Source organism: Pseudoduganella namucuonensis, from assembly GCF_900116645.1.
GTDB classification, from domain to species: Bacteria; Pseudomonadota; Gammaproteobacteria; order Burkholderiales; family Burkholderiaceae_D; genus Rugamonas; species Rugamonas namucuonensis.
The window spans coordinates 40,330-64,010 of record NZ_FPBO01000044.1 but is presented as its reverse complement, the minus strand read 5'-3'; the positions used below and the strand labels follow the sequence as shown (position 1 = coordinate 64,010).

The 23,681-nt window shown below is 69.4% G+C and carries 23 protein-coding genes and 1 pseudogene; 14 read left to right on the top strand and 10 right to left on the bottom strand.

The window, feature by feature from the left end; all coding sequences use genetic code 11:
* The 4 genes and pseudogenes from BM436_RS31125 to BM436_RS31110 form a co-directional block, all read right to left on the bottom strand.
* Positions 1-453: pseudogene (locus tag BM436_RS31125) on the bottom strand (transposase); the annotation flags it as partial.
* 239 nt (positions 454-692) lie between these two features.
* On the bottom strand, positions 693-1,418 hold the full coding sequence (locus BM436_RS31120) for an ABC transporter ATP-binding protein (RefSeq protein WP_093560128.1): 726 nt from the start codon (positions 1,416-1,418) through the stop codon (positions 693-695).
* Entirely contained in the window at positions 1,415-3,205 is a 1,791-nt protein-coding gene (locus BM436_RS31115; protein WP_093560126.1) for a branched-chain amino acid ABC transporter ATP-binding protein/permease, read from the bottom strand. Before BM436_RS31115 ends, BM436_RS31120 begins: the two co-directional genes overlap by 4 nt.
* On the bottom strand, positions 3,202-4,257 hold the full coding sequence (locus BM436_RS31110; RefSeq protein ID WP_093560124.1) for a branched-chain amino acid ABC transporter permease: 1,056 nt from the start codon (positions 4,255-4,257) through the stop codon (positions 3,202-3,204). Before BM436_RS31110 ends, BM436_RS31115 begins: the two co-directional genes overlap by 4 nt.
* Positions 4,258-4,503: 246 nt before the next feature.
* Between BM436_RS31110 and BM436_RS31105 the strand changes: the two genes are divergently transcribed.
* Positions 4,504-5,559 carry a porin gene (locus BM436_RS31105; RefSeq protein ID WP_093560122.1) on the top strand — a complete coding sequence of 352 codons (1,056 nt, stop codon included), beginning with the start codon at positions 4,504-4,506 and terminating at the stop codon, positions 5,557-5,559.
* A gap of 111 nt (positions 5,560-5,670) precedes the next feature.
* Here BM436_RS31105 and BM436_RS31100 read toward each other — a convergent pair whose 3' ends face one another.
* Complete coding sequence (locus tag BM436_RS31100) at positions 5,671-6,594, bottom strand: LysR family transcriptional regulator (protein WP_093560120.1); 924 nt, start codon at positions 6,592-6,594, stop codon at positions 5,671-5,673.
* Positions 6,595-6,701: 107 nt separating this feature from the next.
* Here BM436_RS31100 and BM436_RS31095 point away from each other — a divergent pair, with 107 nt between their 5' ends.
* Genes BM436_RS31095 through pcaD form a run of 8 tightly spaced genes read left to right on the top strand, consistent with a single transcriptional unit; the run spans position 6,702 to position 13,883 of the window.
* The gene (locus BM436_RS31095; protein ID WP_093560118.1) at positions 6,702-7,865 is read left to right on the top strand and encodes an amidase; all 1,164 of its coding nucleotides are present in this window, start codon (positions 6,702-6,704) and stop codon (positions 7,863-7,865) included.
* A 22-nt stretch (positions 7,866-7,887) separates the two neighbouring features.
* Entirely contained in the window at positions 7,888-9,180 is a 1,293-nt protein-coding gene (locus BM436_RS31090) for an aromatic ring-hydroxylating oxygenase subunit alpha (RefSeq protein WP_093560116.1), read from the top strand.
* Positions 9,170-9,673, top strand: a complete 504-nt coding sequence (locus BM436_RS31085; RefSeq protein ID WP_093560114.1) for an aromatic-ring-hydroxylating dioxygenase subunit beta — start codon at positions 9,170-9,172, stop codon at positions 9,671-9,673. The genes BM436_RS31090 and BM436_RS31085 overlap by 11 nt, the downstream gene beginning before the upstream one ends.
* Before the next feature lie 8 nt (positions 9,674-9,681).
* Complete coding sequence (locus BM436_RS31080; protein ID WP_093560112.1) at positions 9,682-10,638, top strand: PDR/VanB family oxidoreductase; 957 nt, start codon at positions 9,682-9,684, stop codon at positions 10,636-10,638.
* 12 nt (positions 10,639-10,650) lie between these two features.
* Entirely contained in the window at positions 10,651-11,817 is a 1,167-nt protein-coding gene (locus BM436_RS31075) for a muconate/chloromuconate family cycloisomerase (RefSeq protein ID WP_093560110.1), read from the top strand.
* 18 nt (positions 11,818-11,835) lie between these two features.
* Positions 11,836-12,126, top strand: a complete 291-nt coding sequence (gene catC, locus BM436_RS31070) for a muconolactone Delta-isomerase (protein ID WP_093560108.1) — start codon at positions 11,836-11,838, stop codon at positions 12,124-12,126.
* 53 nt (positions 12,127-12,179) lie between these two features.
* Entirely contained in the window at positions 12,180-13,091 is a 912-nt protein-coding gene (gene catA, locus BM436_RS31065; protein ID WP_093560106.1) for a catechol 1,2-dioxygenase, read from the top strand.
* 15 nt (positions 13,092-13,106) lie between these two features.
* Positions 13,107-13,883: a 3-oxoadipate enol-lactonase gene (gene pcaD / locus BM436_RS31060; RefSeq protein ID WP_093560104.1), complete on the top strand. Its 777-nt coding sequence runs from the start codon at positions 13,107-13,109 to the stop codon at positions 13,881-13,883.
* A gap of 69 nt (positions 13,884-13,952) precedes the next feature.
* Here pcaD and BM436_RS31055 read toward each other — a convergent pair whose 3' ends face one another.
* Together BM436_RS31055 and BM436_RS31050 are read right to left on the bottom strand one after the other, a co-directional pair.
* Entirely contained in the window at positions 13,953-14,477 is a 525-nt protein-coding gene (locus BM436_RS31055) for a nuclear transport factor 2 family protein (RefSeq protein ID WP_093560102.1), read from the bottom strand.
* Positions 14,478-14,591: 114 nt separating this feature from the next.
* Positions 14,592-16,061: a PAS domain-containing sensor histidine kinase gene (locus tag BM436_RS31050; protein WP_093560100.1), complete on the bottom strand. Its 1,470-nt coding sequence runs from the start codon at positions 16,059-16,061 to the stop codon at positions 14,592-14,594.
* 185 nt (positions 16,062-16,246) lie between these two features.
* Between BM436_RS31050 and BM436_RS31045 the strand changes: the two genes are divergently transcribed.
* Genes BM436_RS31045 through BM436_RS31035 form a run of 3 tightly spaced genes read left to right on the top strand, consistent with a single transcriptional unit; the run spans position 16,247 to position 18,550 of the window.
* On the top strand, positions 16,247-17,404 hold the full coding sequence (locus BM436_RS31045; RefSeq protein ID WP_093560098.1) for an acyl-CoA dehydrogenase family protein: 1,158 nt from the start codon (positions 16,247-16,249) through the stop codon (positions 17,402-17,404).
* A gap of 29 nt (positions 17,405-17,433) precedes the next feature.
* Positions 17,434-17,796, top strand: coding sequence for a hypothetical protein (locus tag BM436_RS31040; protein WP_093560097.1), 363 nt, complete (start codon positions 17,434-17,436; stop codon positions 17,794-17,796).
* A 4-nt stretch (positions 17,797-17,800) separates the two neighbouring features.
* Positions 17,801-18,550: an SDR family NAD(P)-dependent oxidoreductase gene (locus BM436_RS31035; protein WP_093560095.1), complete on the top strand. Its 750-nt coding sequence runs from the start codon at positions 17,801-17,803 to the stop codon at positions 18,548-18,550.
* 62 nt (positions 18,551-18,612) lie between these two features.
* Here BM436_RS31035 and hpaC read toward each other — a convergent pair whose 3' ends face one another.
* The gene (gene hpaC, locus BM436_RS31030; RefSeq protein WP_093560093.1) at positions 18,613-19,137 is read right to left on the bottom strand and encodes a 4-hydroxyphenylacetate 3-monooxygenase, reductase component; all 525 of its coding nucleotides are present in this window, start codon (positions 19,135-19,137) and stop codon (positions 18,613-18,615) included.
* A gap of 157 nt (positions 19,138-19,294) precedes the next feature.
* On the opposite strand from hpaC, the gene BM436_RS31025 reads away from it, so the two are divergent.
* Positions 19,295-19,924 carry a response regulator transcription factor gene (locus BM436_RS31025; RefSeq protein ID WP_093560092.1) on the top strand — a complete coding sequence of 210 codons (630 nt, stop codon included), beginning with the start codon at positions 19,295-19,297 and terminating at the stop codon, positions 19,922-19,924.
* Positions 19,925-20,018: 94 nt separating this feature from the next.
* Positions 20,019-21,002: a LacI family DNA-binding transcriptional regulator gene (locus tag BM436_RS31020; RefSeq protein WP_229490897.1), complete on the top strand. Its 984-nt coding sequence runs from the start codon at positions 20,019-20,021 to the stop codon at positions 21,000-21,002.
* Positions 21,003-21,027: 25 nt separating this feature from the next.
* Here BM436_RS31020 and BM436_RS31015 read toward each other — a convergent pair whose 3' ends face one another.
* Both BM436_RS31015 and BM436_RS31010 read right to left on the bottom strand, forming a co-directional pair.
* On the bottom strand, positions 21,028-22,347 hold the full coding sequence (locus BM436_RS31015; protein WP_093560088.1) for a M20/M25/M40 family metallo-hydrolase: 1,320 nt from the start codon (positions 22,345-22,347) through the stop codon (positions 21,028-21,030).
* A gap of 47 nt (positions 22,348-22,394) precedes the next feature.
* Positions 22,395-23,666, bottom strand: a complete 1,272-nt coding sequence (locus tag BM436_RS31010) for an MFS transporter (RefSeq protein WP_093560086.1) — start codon at positions 23,664-23,666, stop codon at positions 22,395-22,397.
* Positions 23,667-23,681: the final 15 nt, after the last annotated feature.

Genomic DNA, 23,681 nt, shown 5'->3' with positions numbered 1-23,681 from the left:
TCGGGCGCGCCGCCATCACGCACACGTTCGAGCGCGCCACGCCCAGCGCCGAGCAGACCGCCTTCACTGGCCGTCCTTGTCCAACAAGGGCGAGCGCGCAATCCACTTTTTTTCTCGAGCGAACTCGACTGCCTCCTTCAGGATCTCCGCTTCCATCGTCTTTTTGCCAAGCATCCGTTGCAGCTGCGCGATCTGCGCGCGGGCGGCCGCCAGTTCGCTTGCCGGCACCACCGATTCTCCAGCAGTCACGGCCGTCAGCGCGCCTTCGCGCTCAAGCTTGCGCCAGTTGAACAGCTGGCTCGCGCCGACGCCGTGCTTGCGTGCGACCAGCGATACGCTCATGCCCGGTTCATACGTCTCGCGCACCAGCGCAGCTTTTTCCTCGGCGGACCAGCGCCGGCGGCGTTCCTGGCTCACGGTTACCACTTCGATCGTTTGCTTGTTCCTAGTCATATGCACAGTCCTATTCCTATCCGTAAGAATAGCGCATAGGCCGTGTCCGGTGAATCAGGGGGCTATCTCAGCAATTGGGCGAACGCGATCAGCTGTCATATCATGGCGTTGTGCTGCAAGCGTGCCCAGGAGCGCATCGCGCCGACTATTCGGTCTTCGTGAGCCCCCGGAAGTTAGACACTAACTCTGGAGGTTTTCATTGGCAAGGCAAACCACACAATTCGAACCGGCATCGCGCCTCAATCGTCGATGCCGCCGCCCAGATAGGTCGCGTGCACCCTCGGATCCCGCGCCAGCTCGCGCGAGGCGCCGCTCAAGGTGACCTTGCCCAGTTCCAGCACGAAGCCGCGGTCCGAGCTTTCCAGCGCGGCCAGCGCGTTCTGCTCGACCAGGATGATGGACACCCCGTCGTCGCGCAGCCCCCGCACGATGCCGAGGATCTCGGACACGATGCGCGGCGCCAGGCCCAGGCTGGGCTCGTCCAGCATCAGCACGCGCGGCTCGGCCATCAGCGCGCGGCCCAGCGCCAGCATCTGGCGCTCGCCGCCGGACAGCGTGTTGGAGCGCTGCGCGCGCCGCTCGGCCAGCCGCGGGAAGCGGTGGTAGACGCCGTCCAGCTTGCGCTTGCGCGCCGCGCTCGAGTCGCCCTTGCTGTAGCTGCCCAGCAGCAGGTTGTCGAGCACGGGCAGGTCGCCGAACAGCTCGCGCTTTTCCGGCACCAGGCACAGGCCGCGCTCCACCCGCGCCTCCACGTCCACCCCGTCCAGCGACTCGCCGTCCAGGCGCACCGCGCCGTTGGACGGCAGCAGGCCCATGGCGGCGGCCAGCAGCGTGGTCTTGCCGGCGCCGTTGGGGCCGATCACGGAGATGATCTCGCCCGGCATCAGGCGGATCGAGATGCCCTGCACCGCCTCCACTTGCCCGTAGTTGACCTTCAGGTTGTCGATTTCAAAGATGGGCTTCACGCGGCGGCTCCCAGGTAGGCGGCTTGGACCTTGGAGTCGCGCCGCACGGCGGCCGGATTCCCCTCCATCAGTTTGCTGCCGAAGTTCATCACGACCAGGCGGTCGACCAGATTCATCACAAAGTCCATGTCGTGCTCGACGATCATGATGGTCACGCCGTCGCTGCGCAGTTGCTTCAGCAGCTCGGCCAGCACCTGCTTTTCCGCGTGGCGCAGGCCGGCGGCGGGCTCGTCGAGCACCAGCATGACGGGGTCGGACATCAGCGAGCGGGCGATCTCCAGCATGCGCTGGGTGCCCAGCGGCAGCGAGCCGGCCAGCTCGTGTTCGCGCCCGGCCAGGCCGACGCGGGCCAGCTGGACGCGGGCCTCGTGGAAGATGCGCCGCTCCTCCTCGCGGTCCAGGCACAGGCCGGCGGCGACCAGGCCGCGGCTGGTGCGGCCATGGGCGCCCAGCGCGACGTTGTCGAGCAGGCTCATTTGCGGACGCAGCTTGACGTGCTGGAAGGTGCGCGCCATGCCGAGCTGGGCGATGTCGCGCTGCGACATCTTCGTCACGTCGCGGTCCATGAAGGACACGCTGCCGGACGTCAGCCGGGCGGCGCCCGTGAGCAGGTTGAACATGGTGGACTTGCCCGCGCCGTTGGGCCCGATCAGGCCGACGATGTCGCCCGCATGGATCTCGAAGCCGACCTCGTTGACGGCCACCAGGCCGCCGAAGCGCTTGACCACCTGGTTCGCGGTGAGGATGGTCTTGCCGGCCGCAGGCTGCCGGCGCCGCTCCAGCGGACGCACGTCGGCGTCCGTCTCCAGCCCGGCCGGGGACAGCGCGCGGCGGTAGTGGCCGGCCAGCTTCAGCACGTAGCCGCACAGGCCGGCGCGCGCGCGGTGCAGCAACAGCAGGAACAGCAGGCTGAAGACGATCACCTCCATCTGCGCGCCGCGGCTGGACAGGTGCGGCAGGATGTCCTGCAGCGTGTTGCGCATGAGGATGACGATGGCCGAGCCGACCAGCGCGCCCGGCAGCTGCAGCAGGCCGCCCACCACGCCCATCAGCAGGTAGTCGATGCTGGCGCGCACGTCGAACGACGAGGGGCTGACGAAGCGGTTGTTGTGCGCGTACAGCCAGCCGGCCAGGCCCGCCAGCAGCGCCGCGTAGACGAACAGCTTCAGGCGCAGGTGGTAGGAGTCCGCGCCCACGCTGGCCAGCAGGCTGCTGCCGCCGCGCAGGCTGCGCATCGCCCTGCCCTGGCGCGATTGCAGCAGGTTGCTGCTGAACAGGTAGACCAGCCCCAGCGCGCCCCAGATCAGGTAATACATGGCGCCCGAGGAGGCGAGGGACACGCCGGCCAGTTCGACCGCCTTGATGTTGCCCATGCCGGTGTGGCGCCCCAGCCCGTCCATATTGCTGAGCACCAGCGGCACCGACAAGCCCCAGGCGATGGTGCTGATGGGCAGGTAGTGGTTGCCCAGCCTGAGCGTGAGCATGCCGATGATCAGCGCGGCGCCGCCCGTCATCAGCAGGGCGAACGCCAGGCCCAGCCAGGGCGACACGGCGTGCGCCGAGGTCAGCCAGGCGGTCGAGTAGGCGGCGATGCCGACGAAGGCGGCCTGGCCGAAGGAGGTGACGCCGCCGACGCCGGTCAGCATCACCAGGCCCAGCGCGATCATGGCGCCGATGCCGATGTCGTTCATCAAGCCCAGGCCGAAGTTGCCCAACACCAGCGGCAGCAGGGCCAGGACCGCGGCCGCGGCGATGGAAGCCAGCCGGATATAACGCGTGCTGCTCATTGGGAGATCTCCTCTTCTTCCTCTTCCGAGTGGGGGGCGTAGTAGGACCGTATCATCAGCACCGGTATCAGCATGCTGAAGACGATGACGTCCTTCAGCGCGCCGCTCCAGAAGGAGCCGAAGCTTTCCAGGACGCCGACCGCGATCGCGCCCAGGCCGGTCAGCGGGTAGCTCGTCAAGCCGCCGATGATGGCCGCCACGAAGGCCTTGAGGCCGATGGTGAAGCCGGAGTCGTAGTACAGGGTGGTGATTGGGGCGATCAGCACGCCGATCAGGCCGGCCAGCAGCGAGGCGCACAGGTAGGCGGTGAGCGCGGTGCGCGCGGGGCGGATGCCGACCAGCCGCGCGCCGGTGCGGTTGACGGCGGTGGCGCGCAGGGCCTTGCCGAGCAGCGTGCGCTCGAAGAACAGGAAGAACATCACGCCGAGCACGATGGCGGCGGCCACCATCAGCAAGGTCTGCATGGACAGCGAGAAGGTCTCGCCCAGGTTCAACGCGCCGTCCACCAGCGCCTGGGTGCGGTAGCCCTCGGGACCGAAGAACATCAGCCCCAGGCCGGCCAGCAGGAAGTGCATCACCAGCGCCGCCATCAGCAGCACCAGCGACGAGGCGTCGGCGATGGGTTGCAGCAGGATGCGCGCGGCCAGCGGGGCCACCGGCACCACCAGCAGGATGGCGCCCAGCACCTGCAGCGGCGCCGGGGCGTGCGTCTGCACCAGCGCCCAGGCGGCGGCGCAGGGCAGCGCCGGCAGCACGCCCCAGCCCAGCACCGCGGCCGGTATCTTGCGGAGCTCGCCGGCGCGCGCCAGCTTGACCGCCTCGCAGCCGACCGCGATCGCGGCCAGCAGCAACACCAGCCACACCGTGGGCGGCAGCTTGCCGCTTTCAAACGCCGCCAGGCTCAGCGCGGCGAACACCGCCACGTCGCCGAACGGCACGAACACGACCCTGGTGACGGAGAAGACCAGCACCATGCCGATGCCCGCCAGCAGGTAGATGGCGCCATTGGCTATCCCATCCGTCAAAAGTATCAACATCACATCCAAATCCATCACATCTCCCCTAGTAACGCGCTGAATGAAGCCGAACAACGTGTCGATATTATGCGCCGCAATGACATAAATCAAATTTATGCCATTGATACCAAGGATGAAAATTTCTTATCTTTATGCGGGCTCGAAAACAGCGACGGAAAATCAGTAGCATTCATGTGTCGCATCGTCTACATCAATTTGCCCTATTTTTGACGAAAACCTACTATTCCCCGCACCTTCACTGATAACAACCGGGAGTAGTACATGAATAGCAGGAAATTGTTTGCGCTGGCCGCCGCGTCGCTGTGCGCCGGCGCGGCCCATGCGGCCGATTCGGTGACCATCTATGGCCTGATCGACGCCGGCCTGACGCGTTACTCGGACGCCGCCGTCGCCGGCGGCTCCACGTCGCTGACGAAAATGGACACCGGCGTGGCCAACGCCAACCGCATCGGCTTCAGGGGCGTGGAAAACCTGGGCGGCGGCGTGGATGCGTTCTTCACGCTGGAAACCGGCTACTCGCTGGACGACGGCACGCTGGGCCAGGGCGGGCTGCTGTTCGGGCGCCAGGCCTTCGTCGGCCTGGGCAACGCGGTGGGCAGCGTCAGCGTGGGACGGCAGTACGACTTCATGATCAGCCAGAACGCCTACGCCACCGGCGCGGCCACCGTGGCCGGCCTGCTGGCCTTCGGCCTGCACGCCAACGGCCGCACCGGCGGCGTGCTGAACGACCGCATCTACGCCGGCGACCGCGTCAACAATTCCGTCAAGTTCCAGAGCCAGAAGTTCGGCGGCTGGAGCGTCGGCGCCATGTACGGGCTGGGCGAGGTGGCGGGCAACAGCGCCGCCGGGCGCAGCTACAGCGCCCGCGTCGCCTACGACGACGGCCCCTTGAGCGCCGGCTTCGCCCTCACCGACCTGCGCGACGCGGCCGGCCTGTACTCCACCCGCATCTACGGCCTGGGCGCCAACTACCAGTGGGGCGCCGTGCGTCCGTTCGCCTTGGTGACGCGGGTGCGCAGCGACGCCGGCGCCAAGCCCGGGGCCGACAACTACGAGATCGGCGCCACCTGGGCGGCCGGCGCGCTGGTCGACCTGTCGGCCGGCGCGCAGCACCAGAGCCGCAACAACGGCATCGGCGGCGCGGACCAGTTGACCTTGGTGGCCAACTACAAGCTGTCCAGGCGCACCAATGTGTACGCCGTCGCGGCCTTCCTGCGCGACAAGGGCTATCCGGCGCAGACCACGGCGGCGCTGGGCGCGGTGGCCGGCGACGGCAGCCAGAACGCGCTGCGCGTCGGCGTGCGCCACCTGTTCTGACCAGACGGCGCGGCCATGGGGACAGCCCCTCCGCGCCACAAGCCGCGGCAGGGGCACGGGGCCCGGATCGCGGGTCTGTCCCCGGTTTCAAGCCGCGGAGGGCCCGGCCGCTCAGACCAGCCGGCCGTACTCCTGCACCAGGTCCGTGATGACCTCGCGCAGCCAGCGGTGGCCGGCGTCGTTCTCGAAGTCCTGATGCCAGTGCAGCGTGACCTCGGCCTCGGGCAGGTCCACCGGCAATTCATAGATCGAGAACTGGTCCGCGTCGTTGAACAGCCGGGCGATGCGCAGCGGCAGGGTCACGGCCAGGTCGGAGCGCGCCAGGATGCGGGGCAGCACCGAGAAGTGCGGGATGTCCAGCGCGATCTTGCGGTACACGCCCTTGGCCCGGAAGGTGTCCTCCAGCTGGTGGTGGCTGCTTTCGGCGGACTGGATCAGCACATGGGACAGGGCCAGGAACTCGTCCAGTTCCAGCTTGGCCCGGTCCGGCAACTGCGCGCGCTTGCGCGTCAGGCACACATAGCTTTCCTCGAACAGCAGCGCGTGGCGCGTGGACGACTTCAGCGCCGGCAGGTTGCCGATGGCGAAGTCCAGCTGGCCGGTGCGCAGCGCCTCCTCGATGGCCGCCGACGGCACCTGCTCCACGTGCAGCCGCGCGTGCGGCGCGTGGGCGTACAAGTGCTCGCACACCGGCGGCAGGAAGAACATCTCGCCGGCGTCCGTCATCGAGGCGCGGAACACGCGCGTGCTGAGCGCGGGATTGAACTGCTCGGCGTAGCTGAGCGCGTCCTGCACCGCCTGCAGCGCGCGCGAGATCGGCTTGGCCAGCTCCAGCGCGGACGGCGTCGGCTGCATGCCGGTCTTGGTCCGGATGAACAGCGGGTCGTCGAAGATCACCCGCAGCCGGCGCAGCGCGTAGCTGACCGCCGGCTGCGACAGGTGCAGGCGGTCGCCCGCCAGGGTCAGGCTGCGCTCGTCCGCGATGGCCTGGAACACCCGCAGCAGGTTCAAATCCATATTGTTGAAGGTCGTCATACCAAAATCCGCCAGATTGATTATGTGCATATGCTACATGAATTTGATCTATTTAACTACCAGACCTAGAATTGCTCTCGACCCTCAGCAAAGGAACGGACCGCACCATGACCACCACTACCGCCAACCCGGGCAACGCCTTCGTCTCCGTCTTCGAACTGGGCGAGTTGGGCGACGGCGGCGCCATCGTCGGCGTCAAGGATTGCATCGACATCGCCGGCATGCCCACCCGCGGCGGCAGCCGCGCGCTGGCCGGCGCGGCGCCCGCCACGGCCCACGCCGACGTGGTGCGCCTGCTGCTCGACGCCGGCTGGAAGATCGTCGGCAAAACCAATATGCACGAACTGGCCTACGGCATGACCGGCGTCAACGCCTGGACCGGCACCCCGCGCAATCCGCAGGACGGCGCGCTGATCCCGGGCGGCTCGTCCAGCGGCTCGGCCGCCGCCGTCGGCGCCGGCCTGGTCGACATGGCGCTGGGCAGCGACACCGGCGGCTCCATCCGCATGCCGGCGGCCTGCTGCGGCGTGATCGGCTTCAAGCCCAGCTTCGGCCGGGTGAGCCGCGCCGGCGCCCATCCGCGCCACAGCACGCTCGATTGCGTCGGCCCGCTGGCCCGCACCATGGACATGCTGATCGCCGCCATGGCGGTGATCGCGCCCGATTTCAACCTGGGCGCGGCGCGCCAGGAGCAGCGGCGGGCGCGGGTGCGCCTGGTCGACTGCGGCGGCGACCCCGCCATCGCGCAAGCGGTCGAACTCGCGGTGGCGCGCGCCGGCTGGCAGGTGGACGGCGTGGGCCTGCCCGGCATGGCGCACGCCTTCGAGGCCGGCATGGTGCTGATCAACGCCGAGACCTCGCGCGCCTTCGGCCACCTGGCCGGCCGCGGCGAATTGAGCGCGGACGTGGAAAAGCGGCTGACGCTGGCCGCCGCCACCACCGCCGCGCAAAGGGACAAGGCCGAGCGCGTGCGCGAGGCCTTCACCGCCGAGGTGGACCGCGCGCTGACGCACGCCGACGCGCTGGTGCTGCCGACCCTGCCGCGCCTGCCGCCCACGCTGGCGGAGGTCGAGGCCGGCCTGCCGGTGCTGGCCATGAGCGCGCTGATACGGCCGTTCAACCTGAGCGGCCACCCGGCCCTCACCCTCCCCCTGCCGCTGGCCGGCGGCAAGCTGAAGGCGGGCCTGCAGCTGGTCGGCCGCAAGGGCGAGGACGAAAAAATATGCGCGCTGGCGCTGCACCTGGAGCGTGCGCTGCGCGCCACGACTTGAAGTTAGCAAAGGAGAACAAGATATGAATGCCCCACTGCGTTTCCACCCCAGAGTGCCAGGCACGTCCCACGCGGACCTGGTGCAGCCCGACGGCGTCGACCCGTCGCTCTACAACGACCCCGCGATCTTCGAGGCGGAGCTGGACAAGATCTTTTACAAGACCTGGATCTGGGTCGCCCACGAGAGCGAATTGCGCGAGCCGGGCGACTTCAAGACCGCCACCATCGGCCGCCAGCCCGTCATCGTGGTGCGCGACCGGAGCGGCAAGATCAACGTGCTGGAGAACCGCTGCCGCCACCGCGGCGCCACGGTCTGCGAAAAGCACAAGGGCAACGCCACCGGCTTCACCTGCCCCTACCACAGCTGGTCCTATGGCCTGGACGGCAAGCTGCGCGCCCTGCCCTACCCGGACGGCTACACGGACCTGATCGAAAAGTCCGACCTGCCGCTCAAGAGCCTGCGCGTGGGCAGCTACGCCGGCATGGTGTTCGCCAGCTTCAACCAGGAGGTGCAGCCGCTGGAGGAGTTCCTGGGCGGCGCCCGCCACTGGATGGACCTGTTCATGAAACAGGGCGCCGGCTACCCGATCAAGACCATGGGCGAGCACAAGTTCAAGTTCGACGGCAACTGGAAGATCCAGCTGGAGAACACCACCGACGGCTACCACTTCCCGGTGGTGCACAAGACCTTCATGCAGTCGGTGGACGAGGAGACCTCGGAGATGCTGTCCTTCATGACGGACGAGGCCTCGGTGACGCGCGCGCTGGGCAACGGCCACAGCGTGATGGTGATGGTGCCCGAGCACGTGGACTTCGACCAGGACGACGGCAGCGAGCAGCTGCAGGCGCGCTTCGCCGACACCATCGCCGAGCTGTCCAGGGATTTCCCGCCGGAGCAGGTCAGGCGCATCGTGCGTTCGCTGCACGGGGCGGGCTTCAACCTGAACCTGTTCCCGAACGTGGCGATGTCGATGTCCTTCTTCCGCGTGCTGCGCCCGATCTCGGTGACCGAGACCGAGATCCGCCACGTGGCGCTGGGCATGGACGGCGGCCCCGAGGTGGCCAACCGCGAACGCATGCGCATACACGAGCATTTCCAGGGCCCGTTCGGCTTCGGCAGCCCGGACGACGCCGAGGCCTGGGAGCGCGTGCAGGCCGGCTCCTACGCCGGGCGCGACGTGCCCATCCTGGTCAACCGCGGCTTGAACCGCGAAACGGTGGAGCCGAACGGCGACAGGATGTCGCACTCGACGGACGAAACGGGCATGCGCGAAGCCTATGACATGTGGAAAAGGATGATGAGCAATGACGAATAACAACGCGGAACTGAGCGGCCTGGCCGGGCCGCTGGGCCGGGCGATCGCCTACATCTGGGCGGAAGCCGAAATACTGGACCGCAAGGACTACGCCGGCTGGGCCGCGCTGTGGGCCGAGGATGGCAAATACATCGTGCCGATCGAGCACGGCACCGACGACTACGCCGGCCGCCTGAACTATGTGTACGACGACGCCCGCATGCGCCGGCTGCGCGTCGAGCGGCTGTCCTCCGGCCACTCGATGTCGGCCGCCGACGCGGCCAAGACGGTGCGCACGGTGTCGCGTTTCCGCCTGGTGTCCGAGGCGGGCGGCGTGGTGGAGGTCAACTCCTCGCAGGTGGTGGTGGGCTACAAGCGCGGCAAGCACACGCTGTACGCTGCCGACCTGACGCACCGCATCGACCTGGCGGGCGAGACGCCCAGGCTGCTGCAAAAGGTGATCCGCCTGGTCAACGCCGAGGACAGCCTGAGCGCCATCGGCTTCCTGTTATAGGCCCCGCCATGAAACTGATCGTCGAGAAAATCGTTGACGAGACGCCGGACGTGCGCTCGTTCCGGCTGGTGCGGGCCGACGGCGCGCCGCTGGCTCGCTACGAGGCCGGCGCGCACGTCGACGTCACCGCGCCGGGCGGCGTCACGCGGCAGTATTCGCTCTGCGGTTCGCCCGGCGACGCCCACGCCTACACCATCGCGGTGAAGCGGGAGGCGGTGTCGCGCGGCGGCTCGCAAGCCCTGCACGAGCGGGTCTCCGTGCGCACGGAGCTGGAGGTGGGCGCGCCGCGCAACCTGTTCGCGCTCGACCCGGACGCCGGCGAGCACGTGCTGTTCGGCGCCGGCATCGGCATCACGCCGCTGCTGGCGATGGCCCACCAGCTGATCGGCGAGGGCAAGCGCTTCACGCTGCACTACTTCACCCGCGCGCCGGAACACACGGCCTTCGCCGACCTGCTGGGCGCGCCCCCCTTCGCCCACCACGTGCGCTTCCACTACGGCGTGCAACAGGACGCGATGGCGCACTACCTGGACGCCTGCATGAACGCGGCCGGCCCGGACGCCCACGTCTACACCTGCGGCCCGGCGCCGTTCATGGACGCGGTGGTGCGCTGCGCGGCGCGCTCGCGCGGCGAGGACGCGATCCACCTGGAGCATTTCCAGGCCGGCGCGCCGGCCGCCAGCAGCGCCGGCGGCGACGGTCCCTTCGAGGTGCAACTCGCCGGCTCGGGCCGGATCGTGCCGGTGCCGGCGGGCACCGCCATCGTCGACGCGCTGGCCGCCATCGGCGTCGCCATCGACACCTCCTGCCGCGAGGGCATCTGCGGCACCTGCGTGGTGCCGCTGCTGGAGGGCGAACCCGACCACCGCGACAACTGCCTGTCCAAGAAGGAAAAGGCGCGCAACGACCAGATCTGCCTGTGCGTCTCGCGCGCCAGGTCCGCGCGGCTGGTGCTCGATCTCTGAACAAGGATACCCATGTCCCACACACCCATACCCCAGACACGCGTCGAGGCGGTCGAAGTACTGCTGCTCGACATCCCCACCATCCGTCCCCACCAGCTGTCGGTGGCCACCATGCGCCAGCAGCACCTGGTGCTGGTGCGCATCCGCGCCAGCGACGGCGTCACCGGCTGCGGCGAGGCCAGCACCATAGGCGGCCTGGCCTACGGCGAGGAGAGCCCGGAAAGCATCAAGGTCAATATCGAGCGCTACATGGCGCCGCTGCTGCTGGGCGCCGACGCCACCAGCCCGGCCGCCTGCATGGACAAGCTGTGCGGCGCCGTGCAGGGCAACCGCTTCGCCAAGTGCGCGATCGAGACCGCGCTGTTCGACGCCCACGCGCGCCGCCTGGGCGTGCCGCTCAGCGACCTGTTCGGCGGCCGCGTGCGCGACAGCCTGCCGGTGGCCTGGACCCTGGCCAGCGGCGACACCGCGCGCGACATCGCCGAGGCGGAGAAGATGCTGGACCTGCGCCGCCACCGCGTCTTCAAGCTGAAGATCGGCCTGCGCGCGCCGCGCGCCGACGCGGCCCACGTGGCCGCCATCAAGCGCGCCCTGGGCGACCGCGCCAGCGTGCGGGTCGACGTCAACCAAGCCTGGGACGAGACCGACGCCATGCTCGGCATGCGCTTGCTGGAGGACGCCGGCGTCGACCTGGTGGAGCAGCCCATCGCGGCCGGCAACCACGAGGGCATGCGCCGCCTGCGCGAGCAGAACCGGGTGCCGCTGATGGCCGACGAGGCCTTGCACGGCCCGGCCGACGCCTACCGCCTGGCGGCCGCCCGCGCGGCCGACGTGTTCGCCATCAAGATCACCCAGTCGGGCGGCCTGCGCGGCGCCCGGCAGGTGGCCGGCATCGGCGACGCGGCCCACGTGGCGCTGTACGGCGGCACCATGCTGGAGGGCGCGGTCGGCACCATCGCCTCGGCCCAGTTGTTCGCCACCTTCGGCGCGCTGGCCTGGGGCACGGAGCTGTTCGGCCCCCTGCTGCTGACCGAGGAGATCCTGCGCACGCCGCTGGTGTACAGCGACTTTTCGCTGCAGCTGCCGTCCGGCCCCGGCCTGGGCATAGAGCTCGACGAGGACAAGCTCGATTTCCTGCGCCGCGACAAGGCGCCCGCCAAGACTTATTCGATCGCCTGACATCCGGAGGAAACACCCATGCTGTTCCAGGTAACCATGAACGTCCAGCTGCCGCCCGCCATGCCAGGGGCGGAGGCGGACCAGCTGAAGCTGAGGGAAAAGGAGCTGGCCGCCGAGCTGCAGCGCGACGGCCGCTGGCGCCATCTGTGGCGCGTCGCCGGCCGCTACGCCAACGTCAGCATCTTCGACGTGTCCTGCCCGGCCGAGCTGCACGAGCTGCTCACGTCCCTGCCGCTGTTCCCCTACATGGAGATCTCGGTGGCGGCGCTGTGCCGCCACCCGTCCTCCATCCACGACGACGACCGCTAACCAGACCACCCGCCGCAATATCCAGTAAAACCGATAAAACCAAGGAGACCAAGATGGACAAGCAAGCAATCGCAGCCCTGCTGCAAAAAATCGAAAGCACCGAGACCGGCGCCGGCAATCCCCGCGTCCAGGCCATCGTCAACCGCATCGTGCACGACCTGTTCGTCACCATCGAGGACCTCGACATCCAGCCCGAGGAGTTCTGGAGCGCCGTCAACTACCTGGGCGAGGCCGGCCGCTCCGGCGAATACGGCCTGATCGCCGCCGGCCTGGGCTTCGAGCACTTCCTCGACCTGCGCATGGACGAGGCGGAGGCGCGCCAGGGCGTCAGCGGCGGCACGCCGCGCACCATCGAGGGTCCGCTGTACGTGGCCGGCGCGCCGGAGAGCCATGGCTCGGCGCGCCTGGACCAGGACCCGCAGCCGGGCGAGGTGCTGTTCATGCAGGGCCAGGTGCGCGGCGCCGACGGCGCGCCGCTGGCGAACGCGCTGGTGGAGGTGTGGCACGCCAACCACCTGGGCGGCTATTCCTTCTTCGACCCCGGCCAGACCCCGTTCAACCTGCGCAGGAGCATCCGCACCGACGCCGAGGGGCGCTACCGCCTGCGCACCCTGGTGCCGGTCGGCTACAGCGTGCCGCCGGGCGGCGCCACCGACAGCCTGCTCAAGCTGCTGGGACGGCACGGCACGCGGCCGGCCCACATCCACTTCTTCGTCTCCACGCCGGGCTACCGCAAGCTGACCACCCAGATCAACATCGAGGGCGATCCCTACCTGTGGGACGACTTCGCCTTCGCCACGCGCGACGGCCTGGTGCCGCCGATGACGCGCGTGACCGACCCCGCGGCCCTGCGCGCGCACGAGGTGGACGCGCCGTTCCTCTCGATCGACTTCGATTTCGAGCTGCACCCCGAGCGCCACGGCCTGCCGGCCGCCGAGATCGCGCGCGCCCACTTCACCGCCTGAGTCCCGGAGCGCCGCATGCCCATCCTCGATCCAGGCCCGCGACAGATCGCGTATCAGCTGGAGGGCCCGGCCGGGGCGCCGGTGCTGATGTTTTCAAACTCGCTGGGCACGACGATGTCCATGTGGCGGCCGCAGGCCGAGGCGCTGCGGCACAAGTTCCGCGTGCTGCGCTACGACACGCGCGGCCACGGCGCCTCCGGTCCCGGCGCGCCCGGCTGCACGCTGGCGGGGCTGGGCCGGGACGCGCTGCGCCTGCTCGACGCGCTGGAAATCGAACGCGCGAGCTTCTGCGGCATCTCCATGGGCGGCCTCACGGGCCTGTGGCTGGGCGTGCATGCCGGCCACCGGCTGCAAGGCCTGGTGGTGGCCAACAGCGCGGCGCGCATCGGCACGGCGCAAGGCTGGCGCCAGCGCGCCAAACAGGTTCGGGCCGGGGGCATGGACGGCGTGGCCGACGGCGCCGCCGGACGCTGGTTCACGCGTGGCTACGCGGCCCGCGCGCCGGAACAGGTGGCGGTGCTGATCGCGGGCCTGCGCGCCTGCCCGGCCGAAGGCTACGCCGAATGCTGCCTGGCCCTGGCCGAGGCCGACCTGCGCGACGAGATCGGCGCGATCGACGCCCCCACGCTGCTGATCGCCGGCCTGCAAGACCCCGTGACCACGGTGGACGACGCGGAGGACATGCGCGGCCGCATCCGGCACGCGGCCTGCGCGCGGCTGGACGCCTCCCACCTGTCCAACATCGAGGCGGCGGCCGGATTCACCCGCGCGCTGGAAGACTTCCTGGCCTGAAAAACCCGGAGCGCAACCCTGGGGTCAGACCCTCCCGGGTCCGACCCCGGCATTTGCCGCTGGTTTCAATCAAGCCGCCGCGCCGCCGGCCACGTCCCAAGGCACGCAATCCAGGCGCTCGGTGCGGAAGCGCGCGATCAGCCAACGCCCGTCCGGCGCCGCGCTGAATTCCACTTGCAGGCGCGCCGAAATGGCTTCCGAGCGGCCATCCTCGTAGGTCGAAATCTGCAGCATGATCCACTGCCCGTGAACCCGTTCGCCATCCCCCGCCACCGTCACCTGGTCCGACGTCAGGAAATGCAGGTTGCGCTTGAAATGGGTGGAAGGCGCCAGGTAGCCGCCCAGGAAGGCGGTGATGGCGGCGCGCCCGACCTGGCGGCCGAAGGTCCGCGCATAGCGCTCGCCCACGCCCTCCCACGCCGCGTCCTCGGTGAACAAATCGCCCAACCGGGGAAAGTCCCGATCGTCGCAGGGCTGGTCGCACAGCGCCATGTAGCGCGCCAGCGTGTTGCGCACGGCGCGTTCGGCTTCCAGCCGGTGCAGGCGCGCGGCCAGGGTTCGCAGGGTGGTATCGGCTTGTGCGGCGGTGGTCATAAGGGGTCCTGGAGTATGGTTGCAGCCATTCTAGGACCGGCACCGTCGTGGATCAAATCGGTGCGGAACATGCGCGCCATGAATCCCGCGGATATTCCCGCCGCGGCCAGGCGCCTACTGCAGCGGTAGCGAGAAGCAGAACACCGCGCCGCCCTCCGGAGCGGGCTGGGCCCAGATATCGCCCCGGTGGCGCGCCACGATGTTCTTGCACAGCGCCAGCCCGATGCCGTTGCCGCTCACCTTGGAGGTGAAGAAGCCGTCGAACAGGCGCTCGTGCAGCGCGGCGTCGATGCCGGCGCCGTGGTCGCGCACCGCCAGCACCGCCTTGCCGTCCTGGCGCGCGCTGCCGATGCGGATACCGCGCCCGTCCCCGGGCCTGTGCTGCATGGCCTCGATGGCGTTGAAGGCGAGGTTCAGGATCACCTGGCCGATCAGCACCCGTTCGCAGCTGACCATCAGCGGGCCGTCGCAGGGCTCCAGTTCGACCGGCACGCCGGCCTCCTCCGCCTTCACTTCGATGAAGTAGCGGATCTCGGCCAGGATCTCGTTCAGGTCCACCAGCGCCTCGGCCTGGTCCAGTTTCACCACGTACTCGCGCACGCTCTTGATGATGGCGGCCGCGTGGTCCACCTGGCGGCCGGCGTTGCGCAAGCCCCAGGCGATGGTCTCGGGCGACGGGTCCGGGGCTTGCAGGCGCAGCACGGCGCCCTCCAGGTAATTGCGGATGGCGGCCAGCGGCTGGCTCAATTCGTGCGCGATGGCCGTGGCCATTTCCCCCATGGCGTTGTAGCGCGCCAGGTACTCCAGCGCCTCCTGCTGGTGGCGGCGCGCGTGTTCGGCCTCCACCTGCTGCGTGATGTCGCGGAAATGCAGCAAATGCCCCTTCAAATCGTTTTCGATCTCGATGTGGCGGCAACTGGCCTGGTGCCAGCGGCGCGCGCCGCCGGGCGGTTCGATCGTGTAGCTGAAGGGGAAGGACAAGGCGTCCGGCAGCGCCAGTTTGAGCAAGTCCCGCAGCTCCCGGCGCGAGGCCGGGTCGCACAAGTCGGTGAACGGCGGCAGCGGCTGGTCCGGCGCCAGTCCCAGCAGCTTGCGGCCGGCGTCGCTCAGGTATTCGATGCCGCCGTCCGGCCGCAGCACGGCCAGGCCCTCGTCCGAGTCCTGCATGAATTCCTTCAGCCGGCTTTCCAGCCGCTTCATCTCGCGCTTGACCCGCTCCTCCCGCTCGATGTTGCGGAACTGGACCATCACCACGTCCCGCCGCGCCAGGTGCACCAGCGTGGCGATGGCCTCGGACAGGATCTCCTCGCCGTTCTTGGCCCGGTAGCACCACTCGATCACGTTCATGCCGTTCAACACGGCGCCGTGCAGCCAGCGCAGGCCGGTCTCGCGCTCGTACGGCTTGGCCGAACTGCTCATGTCGGGCGCCTTCAGCGGCAGCAGTTCCTCCAGCGTGAAACCCAGCATGGCGCAGGCGGCCGGGTTGGCCCACAGGATGGCCTTGCTCTCGGCGTCGTGCAGGATCACGCAGGAAGACAGCGCTTCCATCATCCGCTTGAAATCGTCCAGTTCGAAACCGCCCATGATGCCCCGCCGTCCAAGTTGCCCCGCGGCCGATTATACGGCGCGCCCCGCGCCGACCGGGCGGCACTAGGGGTTTTCTTTAGGCGCACCGCCGATATCACTTAGGAATTCCCGAATCCCCCGAATTGTGGCGGGAGGAAGGGCCCCATACACTCGTTGTCAAGCTTACCAACATGGAGAAACAGATGCCGCACCAAGCGCCACAACAAGCAAGCGCCAGCCAGCCCGAGACCATGGCGCAACTGCTCGCCGACATACGGGAGCGCCACGCCGAATTCACCCGCCTGCGCCACATACCGCGCGACATCGTCGACCGCCTGAAACAGCAGGGCGTGTACCGCGCCTCGACCCCGGTCTGCTTCGGCGGCAGCGGCATGGCGCCGGCCGACTTCCTGCAACTGGTGGAACGCATATCGCAGGCCGACGGCTCGGCGGGCTGGGTGGCCAGCTTCGGCAGCGCCGCCATCTACCTGGCGGCCCTGCCCAGGGCCACCCAGGCCATCCTGTACGCGGATTCGCCCGACCTGGTGTTCGCCGCCGGCGTGTTCCCGGTGCAGCCGGCCACCGCCGCCGCCGGCGGCTGGCAAGTGAACGGCACCTGGAAGTTCGCCAGCGGCTGCAAGGGCGCCGACGTGCTGGGCGTGGGCATAGGCGCGGGCGCGCCCGGCCAGCCCGGCGCCAAGGTGCGCACCGCCGTGCTGCCACCCGCCCAGGTCGAGATCGTCGACAACTGGGACGTGATGGGCTTGAGCGGCACCGGCAGCCACGACCTGAAAGTCCATCAACAGTTCGTGCCCGAGGAGTGGACCTTCCTGCGCGGCGGCGAGCCGGCCATCGACGAACCGCTGTTCCGCTACCCCACGCTGGCCTACGCGGCCCAGGTGCTGGGCGCCGTCAACCTCGGCATCGCCCGCGCCGCGCTCGACGAGATCGGCCAGATGGCCGGCGGCCGGGTCGCCATCACCGGCGCGCCCAGGCTGGCCGACCGTTCCTACGTGCGCATCGAGGTGGCCAAGGCCGAGGCCAGGCTGCGCTCGGCGCGCCATTTCCTGTACGAGACCACCGGCGAGACCTGGCGCGCCATCCTGGCCGGCGACCCGGTCGCGCCCGAGCAGGTGGCCATGCTGCGCCTGACGGCGGTGGAGGTGGCGCGCGCCGGCTACGAGGTGGTGGACAGCATGTTCACGCTGGCCGGCACCACCGCCATCTACACCAGCCATCCGCTGCAGCGCTACCTGCGCGACGCCGCCGTCGTCAAGCAGCACGCCTTCCTCGGCGAAGGCGTGTACGACGGCGCCGGCGCGGTGGCGCTGGGCGTGCCGCCGATGCCGGGCTTCCTGTGACCGCTTCCCTACCCCACGCTGGAGATACCATGTCCGACCCACAAAAAGATCCGCTGCGCGTGCTGTTCTGCATCGGCGTCACGCAAAATTTCTTCGACCTGCCGGAAAGCGGCATCGCCGCCGTCTGGAAGGGCTACGGCGAGATGATGAGCGCCCTCGCCGCCCTGCCCGGCGTGACCGTCCTCGGCACCATGGACGACGACCGCACCATGGTGGGCGCGTCCGCCTCCTGGCCGTGGACCGTCTACATCATGGCCGACGTGGCCGACCTCGACACCGTCGTCGCCGGCTGCAACCTGTTCCGCACCGTCAAGGTGGGCGGGGACCGGCTGTGGAAGTACGGGAAGATCGAGGCGCGCATCGGCCGCGCGCTGATCATCCAGGGGGGCTGACGCCATGGCGGCACACAACAACGTGGCGCTGGTCAGCGGCGCCGCCCGCGGGCTCGGCGAGCAGGTGGCGCGCCGGCTGCACGCGGCGGGCTACCGCGTGGCCGTGGCGGACATCGACCTGGACGGCGCCGGCGCGGTCGCGCGCGGCCTGGACCCCGGGGGCGGCAGCGCGCTGGCCCTGCGGCTGGACGTGCGCGTCAAGGCCGACTTCACGGCGGCGCTGGCGCTGCTGCAGGAACGCTGGGGCGGCGTCCACGTGCTGGTCAACAACGCCGGCCAGTCGCGCGTGGCGCCGCTGATGGAGATCACGCCGGAGGACTTCGACGCCGTGGTGGCGGTCAACCTGAAGGGCGTGTTCCTGGCCTGCCAGGTGTTCGGCGCGGCCTTCGCGCGCCAGGGCTACGGCCGCGTCATCAACATCGCCTCGCTGGCCGGGCAGACCGGCGGCACCGCCACCGGCGCCCACTACGCGGCCGCCAAGGGCGGCGTGCTGACGCTGACCAAGGTGTTCGCGCGCGAACTGGCCGCCGACGGCGTGACCGTCAACGCCATTTCACCGGGTCCGCTGGACCTGCCCATCGTGCATGAAAGCGTGCCGGCCGAGAGGCTGGCCGCCATCACCCAGACCATTCCCACGCGCGCGCTGGGCGACGCCGGCTTCATCGCCGACGCGGTCGTGCTGCTGGCGTCGCCGCAAGCCGGTTCGGCGACCGGCGCTTGCTGGGACATCAACGGCGGCTTGTTCATGCGCTGAGCCGAGCGCGAGGTGGACGGCGGCACACCGGCCACGCCTATGCGCTGGAGACCGGCGCCGGGTCAGCCCCGTCCCGGCCGCACCCGGCGCACCTTGTGGAACAGGCGGTTGAAGTACATCAGGCTGTCCCGCTCTTCGCTGATGTCGATGCTGTCCAGCTCCACGAACATGACCGAATGGGAACCGACCTCCTTGCACTCCCCGATATGGCCCTGCAGCTTGACGAGGGCGCCGTCCAGCACCGGCTGGCCGGCCACCCCGCCGCGCCAGCCGGCCAGCGCGAAGCGCTGTTCCATGGGCAGTTTCGTGGCGCCGGAAAAATGCAGCGCGAGCTGCTCGTGCTGGCCGCCCAGCACATTGACGCACAGGTGGGCGTTCCGCTTGAAGACGTCGTGCATGGCGCTGCCGCGGTTGATGCAGACGACGATGGTGGGCGGGCTGTCGGTGACCGAACAGACGGCGCTGGCGGTGATGCCGCAGCGCCCCGCCGCGCCGTCGGTGGTGACGATGCTGACCGCGGCCGGCAAATGCGCCATGGCGTTGCGGAATTCGACGCGCCGCGCCTCGCTGGCATGGTTGACGCTCATGAGTACTCCCTGGTGGATGGATGCCCGCCAGTTTGGGGGAAGCGCGGCCGCCGGACAATCCGGCCGAACAGCATGCGCGCTAGGGATTTCCCCTAGCGGGCCGGCCACACCGCCGCGCCTTTTGCTGGTATAACTGGTGTGTTTTTTTGAGGCGACGATGATGACCACCCCACTCGTGTATATCGTGGACGACGACGAGGGCGCCCGCAACTCCCTGGCCTGGCTGCTCAGTTCCGTGAACATCCGCACCGAATGCCACGCCGGCCCCGAGGCCTTCCTGCGGGCCTACGACCCGCTCAGCGTGAGCTGCCTGGTGGTGGACGTGCGCATGCCCGAGGTGAGCGGCTTCGAGCTGCAGGAGCGGCTCAACGCCATCGGCGCCGAGCTGCCGCTGATCTTCGTCTCCGGCCATGGCGACATTCCGATGTCGGTGCGCGCGCTGCGGAACGGCGCAGTCGACTTCTTCGAAAAGCCCTACAACTCGCAGCAGATGCTGGACCGCATCCAGCTGACCTTGAAGGCGGCCGCCAGCGGCCAGCCCGCGCGCGCCCGGCGCCTGCTGCTGCGCGAGCGCATCAAGCTGCTCAGCCCGCGCGAGCGCGAGGTGCTGGACCAGATACTGCACGGCGCGCCCAGCAAGGTCATCGCGCGCGAGCTGAACATCAGCGTCAAGACGGTCGACGTGCACCGCGCCAGCATCAAGGACAAGCTGGAATGCCAGAGCACGGCGTCGCTGGTGCGCGACGTGCTGCTGGGCTTGGGCGCGGACTTCCTGAAGCGGCCCTGAGCCGGCGCCCGTCCGCGCCCATGGCGCCATGGCGGCCACCCGTGCAATCGATTACATGTACAATGCAATCCATTACATCAGCAGAGGAAAACACATGGTCGCAGTCGCCGACGTCGCGCGGCACGCCGGCGTATCCACCGCCACCGTTTCACGGGTACTGAACAATCACGCGTCGGTGCGCGGCGAGACGCGCGAGCGGGTGCTGCGGGCCATCAGCGCGCTCGACTACCGGGTGGACGTGTCGGCCCGCTCGCTGCGCACCGCGCAGACGCGCCTGATCCTGGTGCTGCTGCCGGACCTGGGCAACAGCTACTACGCCAGCATCGTGCGCGGCATCAGCGCCGTGGCCCGCTCGCACGACTACGAGGTGCTGGTGTGCGAAACGGTGGTCAACGAGGCGCGCGAGCGGGCCCACGTGCAGATGCTGAGCAGCCGCCTGTACGACGGCGTGATCTGCATGGACCCGTACACGACGCAGCGCCTGGTGGCCGAGGAGGTCAAGGGCCAGCCCTGGGTGGCCTGTTCGGAATTCGTGCCCGGCGACCAGGTGCCCCACGTCAGCATCGACCACTACCTGGCCGCCAAGGACGCCGTGCTGTACCTGCTGTCCAAGGGACGCCGCCGGATCGCGTTGATCAACAGCGACAGCCGCTACCTGTACGCCGGGCAGCGCCTGAACGGCTACCTGGACGCGCTGCGCGCCGCCGACATCGGCGAGCGCGAAGGCTACATCCAGAACACCGGCGGGGTCGATTACTACCTGGGCGAACTCGCCGCCCGGCGCATGCTGGCCGGCGCCGACCGGCCCGACGCCATCCTCGCCGTGTCGGACACGCTGGCGATCGGCGCCATCAAGGCGGTGGTGGCGGCCGGACTGGCGGTGCCGGACGACATCGCGGTGATCGGCTTCGACGACATCCCGTTCGCCGGCATCTTCGAGCCGCCGCTGACCACCATCGGCCAGCCGCGCGAACTGCTGGGGGAGCGCGCCATGCACCTGCTGCTGCAGCGCATGGCCGGCCAGTCGCCGGCCTCGGAAACCCTGCCGCACCGGCTGGTCATCCGGCAGTCCGCCTGATCGCGAACCCGTCCCGCCCCGCCCGTCAGCGCTTGCGCCGTTCCAGCAGCGGCGCGCTGACGCCTTCGATCCCGACCAGGCTAAGCACGCCGAGCATGCCGATCTGGGCCTCTTGCCAGCCATCCCTCGGGTCTATCCACTCGTTCAGCGTGTGGTATTCGCCGGCCTGGGCGGCGCTGCTGATGATGACGGCGGGGATGCCCAGGCTCATGGGCACATTGGCGTCCGTGCTGTGGGTGGCGAAGGCCGGCGCGGCGCGGCCGTAGCCGGTGATGGCCTGCACAAAGGCCTGCACGATGACGGCGTCGCCGGGAGTGGCCCCGCCCGGGCGCTCGCCCAGCGCCGTCGTCTCCACGCTGACGCGGTCCGAGTTCCAGCGCCGGTTCTCCTCCGCCACCGCCTCCCGCACGGCCGCCAGGATACGCCGCTCGGCCTCCAGCAACTCGGGCATGCCGTTGGAGCGGATGTCGACCGCGATGCGCGCCTCCGCCGCGATGGTGTTGACCGAGGTGCCGCCGCTGGCGGTGCCGACGGTGAACGAGGTCTTGGGCCGCTCCGGCGTGCGCACCTCGCCTATCCCGGCGACCGCGCGCCCCATCGCGTGGATCGCGCTGGGCAGGCCGAAGGCCTCGAAGCTATGCCCGCCCGGCCCCTTGAAATGGAACTGGTAGCGGTGGCTGGCGGTGCCGGTGGTGGTGATCTCGTCGGGCCGGCCCGGCGGCCGGCCGGCGGGCTCCAGGCCGACCATGCCGTCGATGTCCCGATGGTCGCGGAACAGCGCCTTCATGCCGCGCAAATCGCCCAGCCCCTCCTCGCCGACGCTGCCGACGAACATCAGGTCGCCCACGGTCTCGACCCGGTTGTCGTTGAGCGCCTTGAGCCAGGACAGCAGGACCGCCAGGCCGCGCGTGTCGTCCGCGATGCCGGGCGCGTAGAGGCGGCCGTCGCGCTCCTTCACGCGCACGTCGGTGCCCTCGGGGAAGACGGTGTCGAGGTGGGCCGCCAGCAGCAGCCTGGGGCCGCCGCCCGAGCCCTTGCGCACGCCGACCACGTTGCCCTCGCGGTCGATGTGGGCGTCCGCCAGGCCCAGTTCCCTCAGCCGCGCGAGGAAGTAGGCGGCGCGCGCCTCTTCCTTGAACGGCGGGGCCGGGATTTCCGTGATGGTGCGCAGTTCGGCCAAGGCCCGCGCGTCGTCGGCCTTGAGGTCGTCCAGGACCTTCCTGACGATGGGCGCGCCGGCCACGCGCTGATAGTTCAAGCCCACCGCCGGATTGTGGGCCGTTGCGCCGGCCGGGACTCCCGCCAGGACGCCGGCCAACAGCGCCATGCCATGCAGTTTCCGCATTCCCTTGCCTCCCTCGATGAAATACCGCACGCGTCCTCCGGTGCGCGCTACTCGGCGGCGCCATAGGCCAGCGGCGCGCCGCCGGCCGGCGCGGCGCGCGGCGCGCGGAAGGCCGCCGCGAACATCAGCATCACGACCACGGCGATCCCCGCCGGCACCAGCCAGATCACGCGCCAGTCGTGCAGCGCCGGCGTCAGCGTGTTCCAGCCGTAGACCAGGCCGGCCACGTTCGAGCCGATCAGCACGCCGACGCCGGCCGTGACCAGCGCCAGGAAGGACTGCGCCCGCACCCGCGCCCGCGGCGGGAACTTGCCGTCCACGTAGATCTGCCCCGCCACGAAGAAGAAGTCGTAGCAGACGCCGTGCAGCACGATGCCCAGCAGCGCCAGCGGCATCACCGGGCCGTGCTCGTCGAAGCTGTAGGCGAACAGCACATAGCGCAGGCACCACGCGGCCATGCCGGCCAGGATCACCCACTTGATCCCCATGCGCGCCAGCAGCACCGGCAGCAGCAGGATGAAGCCCATTTCCGACACCTGCCCCAGGGTTTGCAGCGCCACCGGTTCGAAGGTATGCCCGAACAGCGCCACCCGCGCGCCGATCTCCACCAGGAAGGTGTTGCAGTAGGCGTAGTAGAACGACAGCGGAATCACGATCAGCAGCGAGCTGGCGATGAAGACCCAGAACGGCCGGTCCCGCATGCCGGCCACGATGTCCAGGCCGAACAGCGCCGCCAGCCGGGTCGATCCGCCAGCGGCGCCGCGCTCGCGGGCCGGGGTGTCCGGCAAGGTCAGCGCGTACAGGCCAAGCAGCACGCCCGCCAGCGCGGCGATTTGCATCGGCAGGGGGGTCTGGGCCGCGCCCGGGATCGCGCCGACCGCCAGGCCGCCGCCTATCCAGCCCAGGGTGCCGAACACGCGCACCGCCGGAAACTCGCGCGCGCTGTCGCTCATGGCGTTGAAGGCGATGGCGTTGGCCAGCGGCACGGTCGGCACATAGGCCAGGCAGTGCAGCAGCAGCACGGCCAGGAACAGGGTCGGGCTGTCATGGATGGTGGACAGCCACAGCATGCTGGCGCCGGCCACCAGCGACAGCGCGGCCATCACCTTCTGCGCCGCGAAATAGCGGTCGGCCAGGCTGCCCACCAGCAGCGTCGAGACGATGGCGGCGATGCCCATCATGCTGTACGAGACGCCGATGATGTGGTCGAACTTCAGGCCCTGGCTCAGGTAGGTGCCCAGGGTGACGAACCACGCGCCCTGCACGAAATACTGGCCGAACATCATGGCCGACAGGCGGACTCTCAGTTGCGTTTTCATTTTGTCTCCTCCTTC

Bases quoted from the DNA above. Each gene is read 5' to 3' on its own strand.
- BM436_RS31055 (WP_093560102.1), bottom strand. From the start codon at position 14,477: ATGACCACCGCCGCACAAGCCGATACCACCCTGCGAACCCTGGCCGCG.
- catC (WP_093560108.1), top strand. From the start codon at position 11,836: ATGCTGTTCCAGGTAACCATGAACGTCCAGCTGCCGCCCGCCATGCCA.
- BM436_RS31080 (WP_093560112.1), top strand. From the start codon at position 9,682: ATGAAACTGATCGTCGAGAAAATCGTTGACGAGACGCCGGACGTGCGC.
- BM436_RS31015 (WP_093560088.1), bottom strand. From the start codon at position 22,347: ATGCGGAAACTGCATGGCATGGCGCTGTTGGCCGGCGTCCTGGCGGGA.
- BM436_RS31110 (WP_093560124.1), bottom strand. From the start codon at position 4,257: ATGGATTTGGATGTGATGTTGATACTTTTGACGGATGGGATAGCCAAT.
- catA (WP_093560106.1), top strand. From the start codon at position 12,180: ATGGACAAGCAAGCAATCGCAGCCCTGCTGCAAAAAATCGAAAGCACC.
- BM436_RS31040 (WP_093560097.1), top strand. From the start codon at position 17,434: ATGTCCGACCCACAAAAAGATCCGCTGCGCGTGCTGTTCTGCATCGGC.
- hpaC (WP_093560093.1), bottom strand. From the start codon at position 19,137: ATGAGCGTCAACCATGCCAGCGAGGCGCGGCGCGTCGAATTCCGCAAC.
- BM436_RS31115 (WP_093560126.1), bottom strand. From the start codon at position 3,205: ATGAGCAGCACGCGTTATATCCGGCTGGCTTCCATCGCCGCGGCCGCG.
- BM436_RS31020 (WP_229490897.1), top strand. From the start codon at position 20,019: ATGGTCGCAGTCGCCGACGTCGCGCGGCACGCCGGCGTATCCACCGCC.
- BM436_RS31085 (WP_093560114.1), top strand. From the start codon at position 9,170: ATGACGAATAACAACGCGGAACTGAGCGGCCTGGCCGGGCCGCTGGGC.
- BM436_RS31095 (WP_093560118.1), top strand. From the start codon at position 6,702: ATGACCACCACTACCGCCAACCCGGGCAACGCCTTCGTCTCCGTCTTC.
- pcaD (WP_093560104.1), top strand. From the start codon at position 13,107: ATGCCCATCCTCGATCCAGGCCCGCGACAGATCGCGTATCAGCTGGAG.
- BM436_RS31100 (WP_093560120.1), bottom strand. From the start codon at position 6,594: ATGACGACCTTCAACAATATGGATTTGAACCTGCTGCGGGTGTTCCAG.
- BM436_RS31090 (WP_093560116.1), top strand. From the start codon at position 7,888: ATGAATGCCCCACTGCGTTTCCACCCCAGAGTGCCAGGCACGTCCCAC.
- BM436_RS31035 (WP_093560095.1), top strand. From the start codon at position 17,801: ATGGCGGCACACAACAACGTGGCGCTGGTCAGCGGCGCCGCCCGCGGG.
- BM436_RS31105 (WP_093560122.1), top strand. From the start codon at position 4,504: ATGAATAGCAGGAAATTGTTTGCGCTGGCCGCCGCGTCGCTGTGCGCC.
- BM436_RS31075 (WP_093560110.1), top strand. From the start codon at position 10,651: ATGTCCCACACACCCATACCCCAGACACGCGTCGAGGCGGTCGAAGTA.
- BM436_RS31050 (WP_093560100.1), bottom strand. From the start codon at position 16,061: ATGGGCGGTTTCGAACTGGACGATTTCAAGCGGATGATGGAAGCGCTG.
- BM436_RS31045 (WP_093560098.1), top strand. From the start codon at position 16,247: ATGCCGCACCAAGCGCCACAACAAGCAAGCGCCAGCCAGCCCGAGACC.
- BM436_RS31025 (WP_093560092.1), top strand. From the start codon at position 19,295: ATGATGACCACCCCACTCGTGTATATCGTGGACGACGACGAGGGCGCC.
- BM436_RS31010 (WP_093560086.1), bottom strand. From the start codon at position 23,666: ATGAAAACGCAACTGAGAGTCCGCCTGTCGGCCATGATGTTCGGCCAG.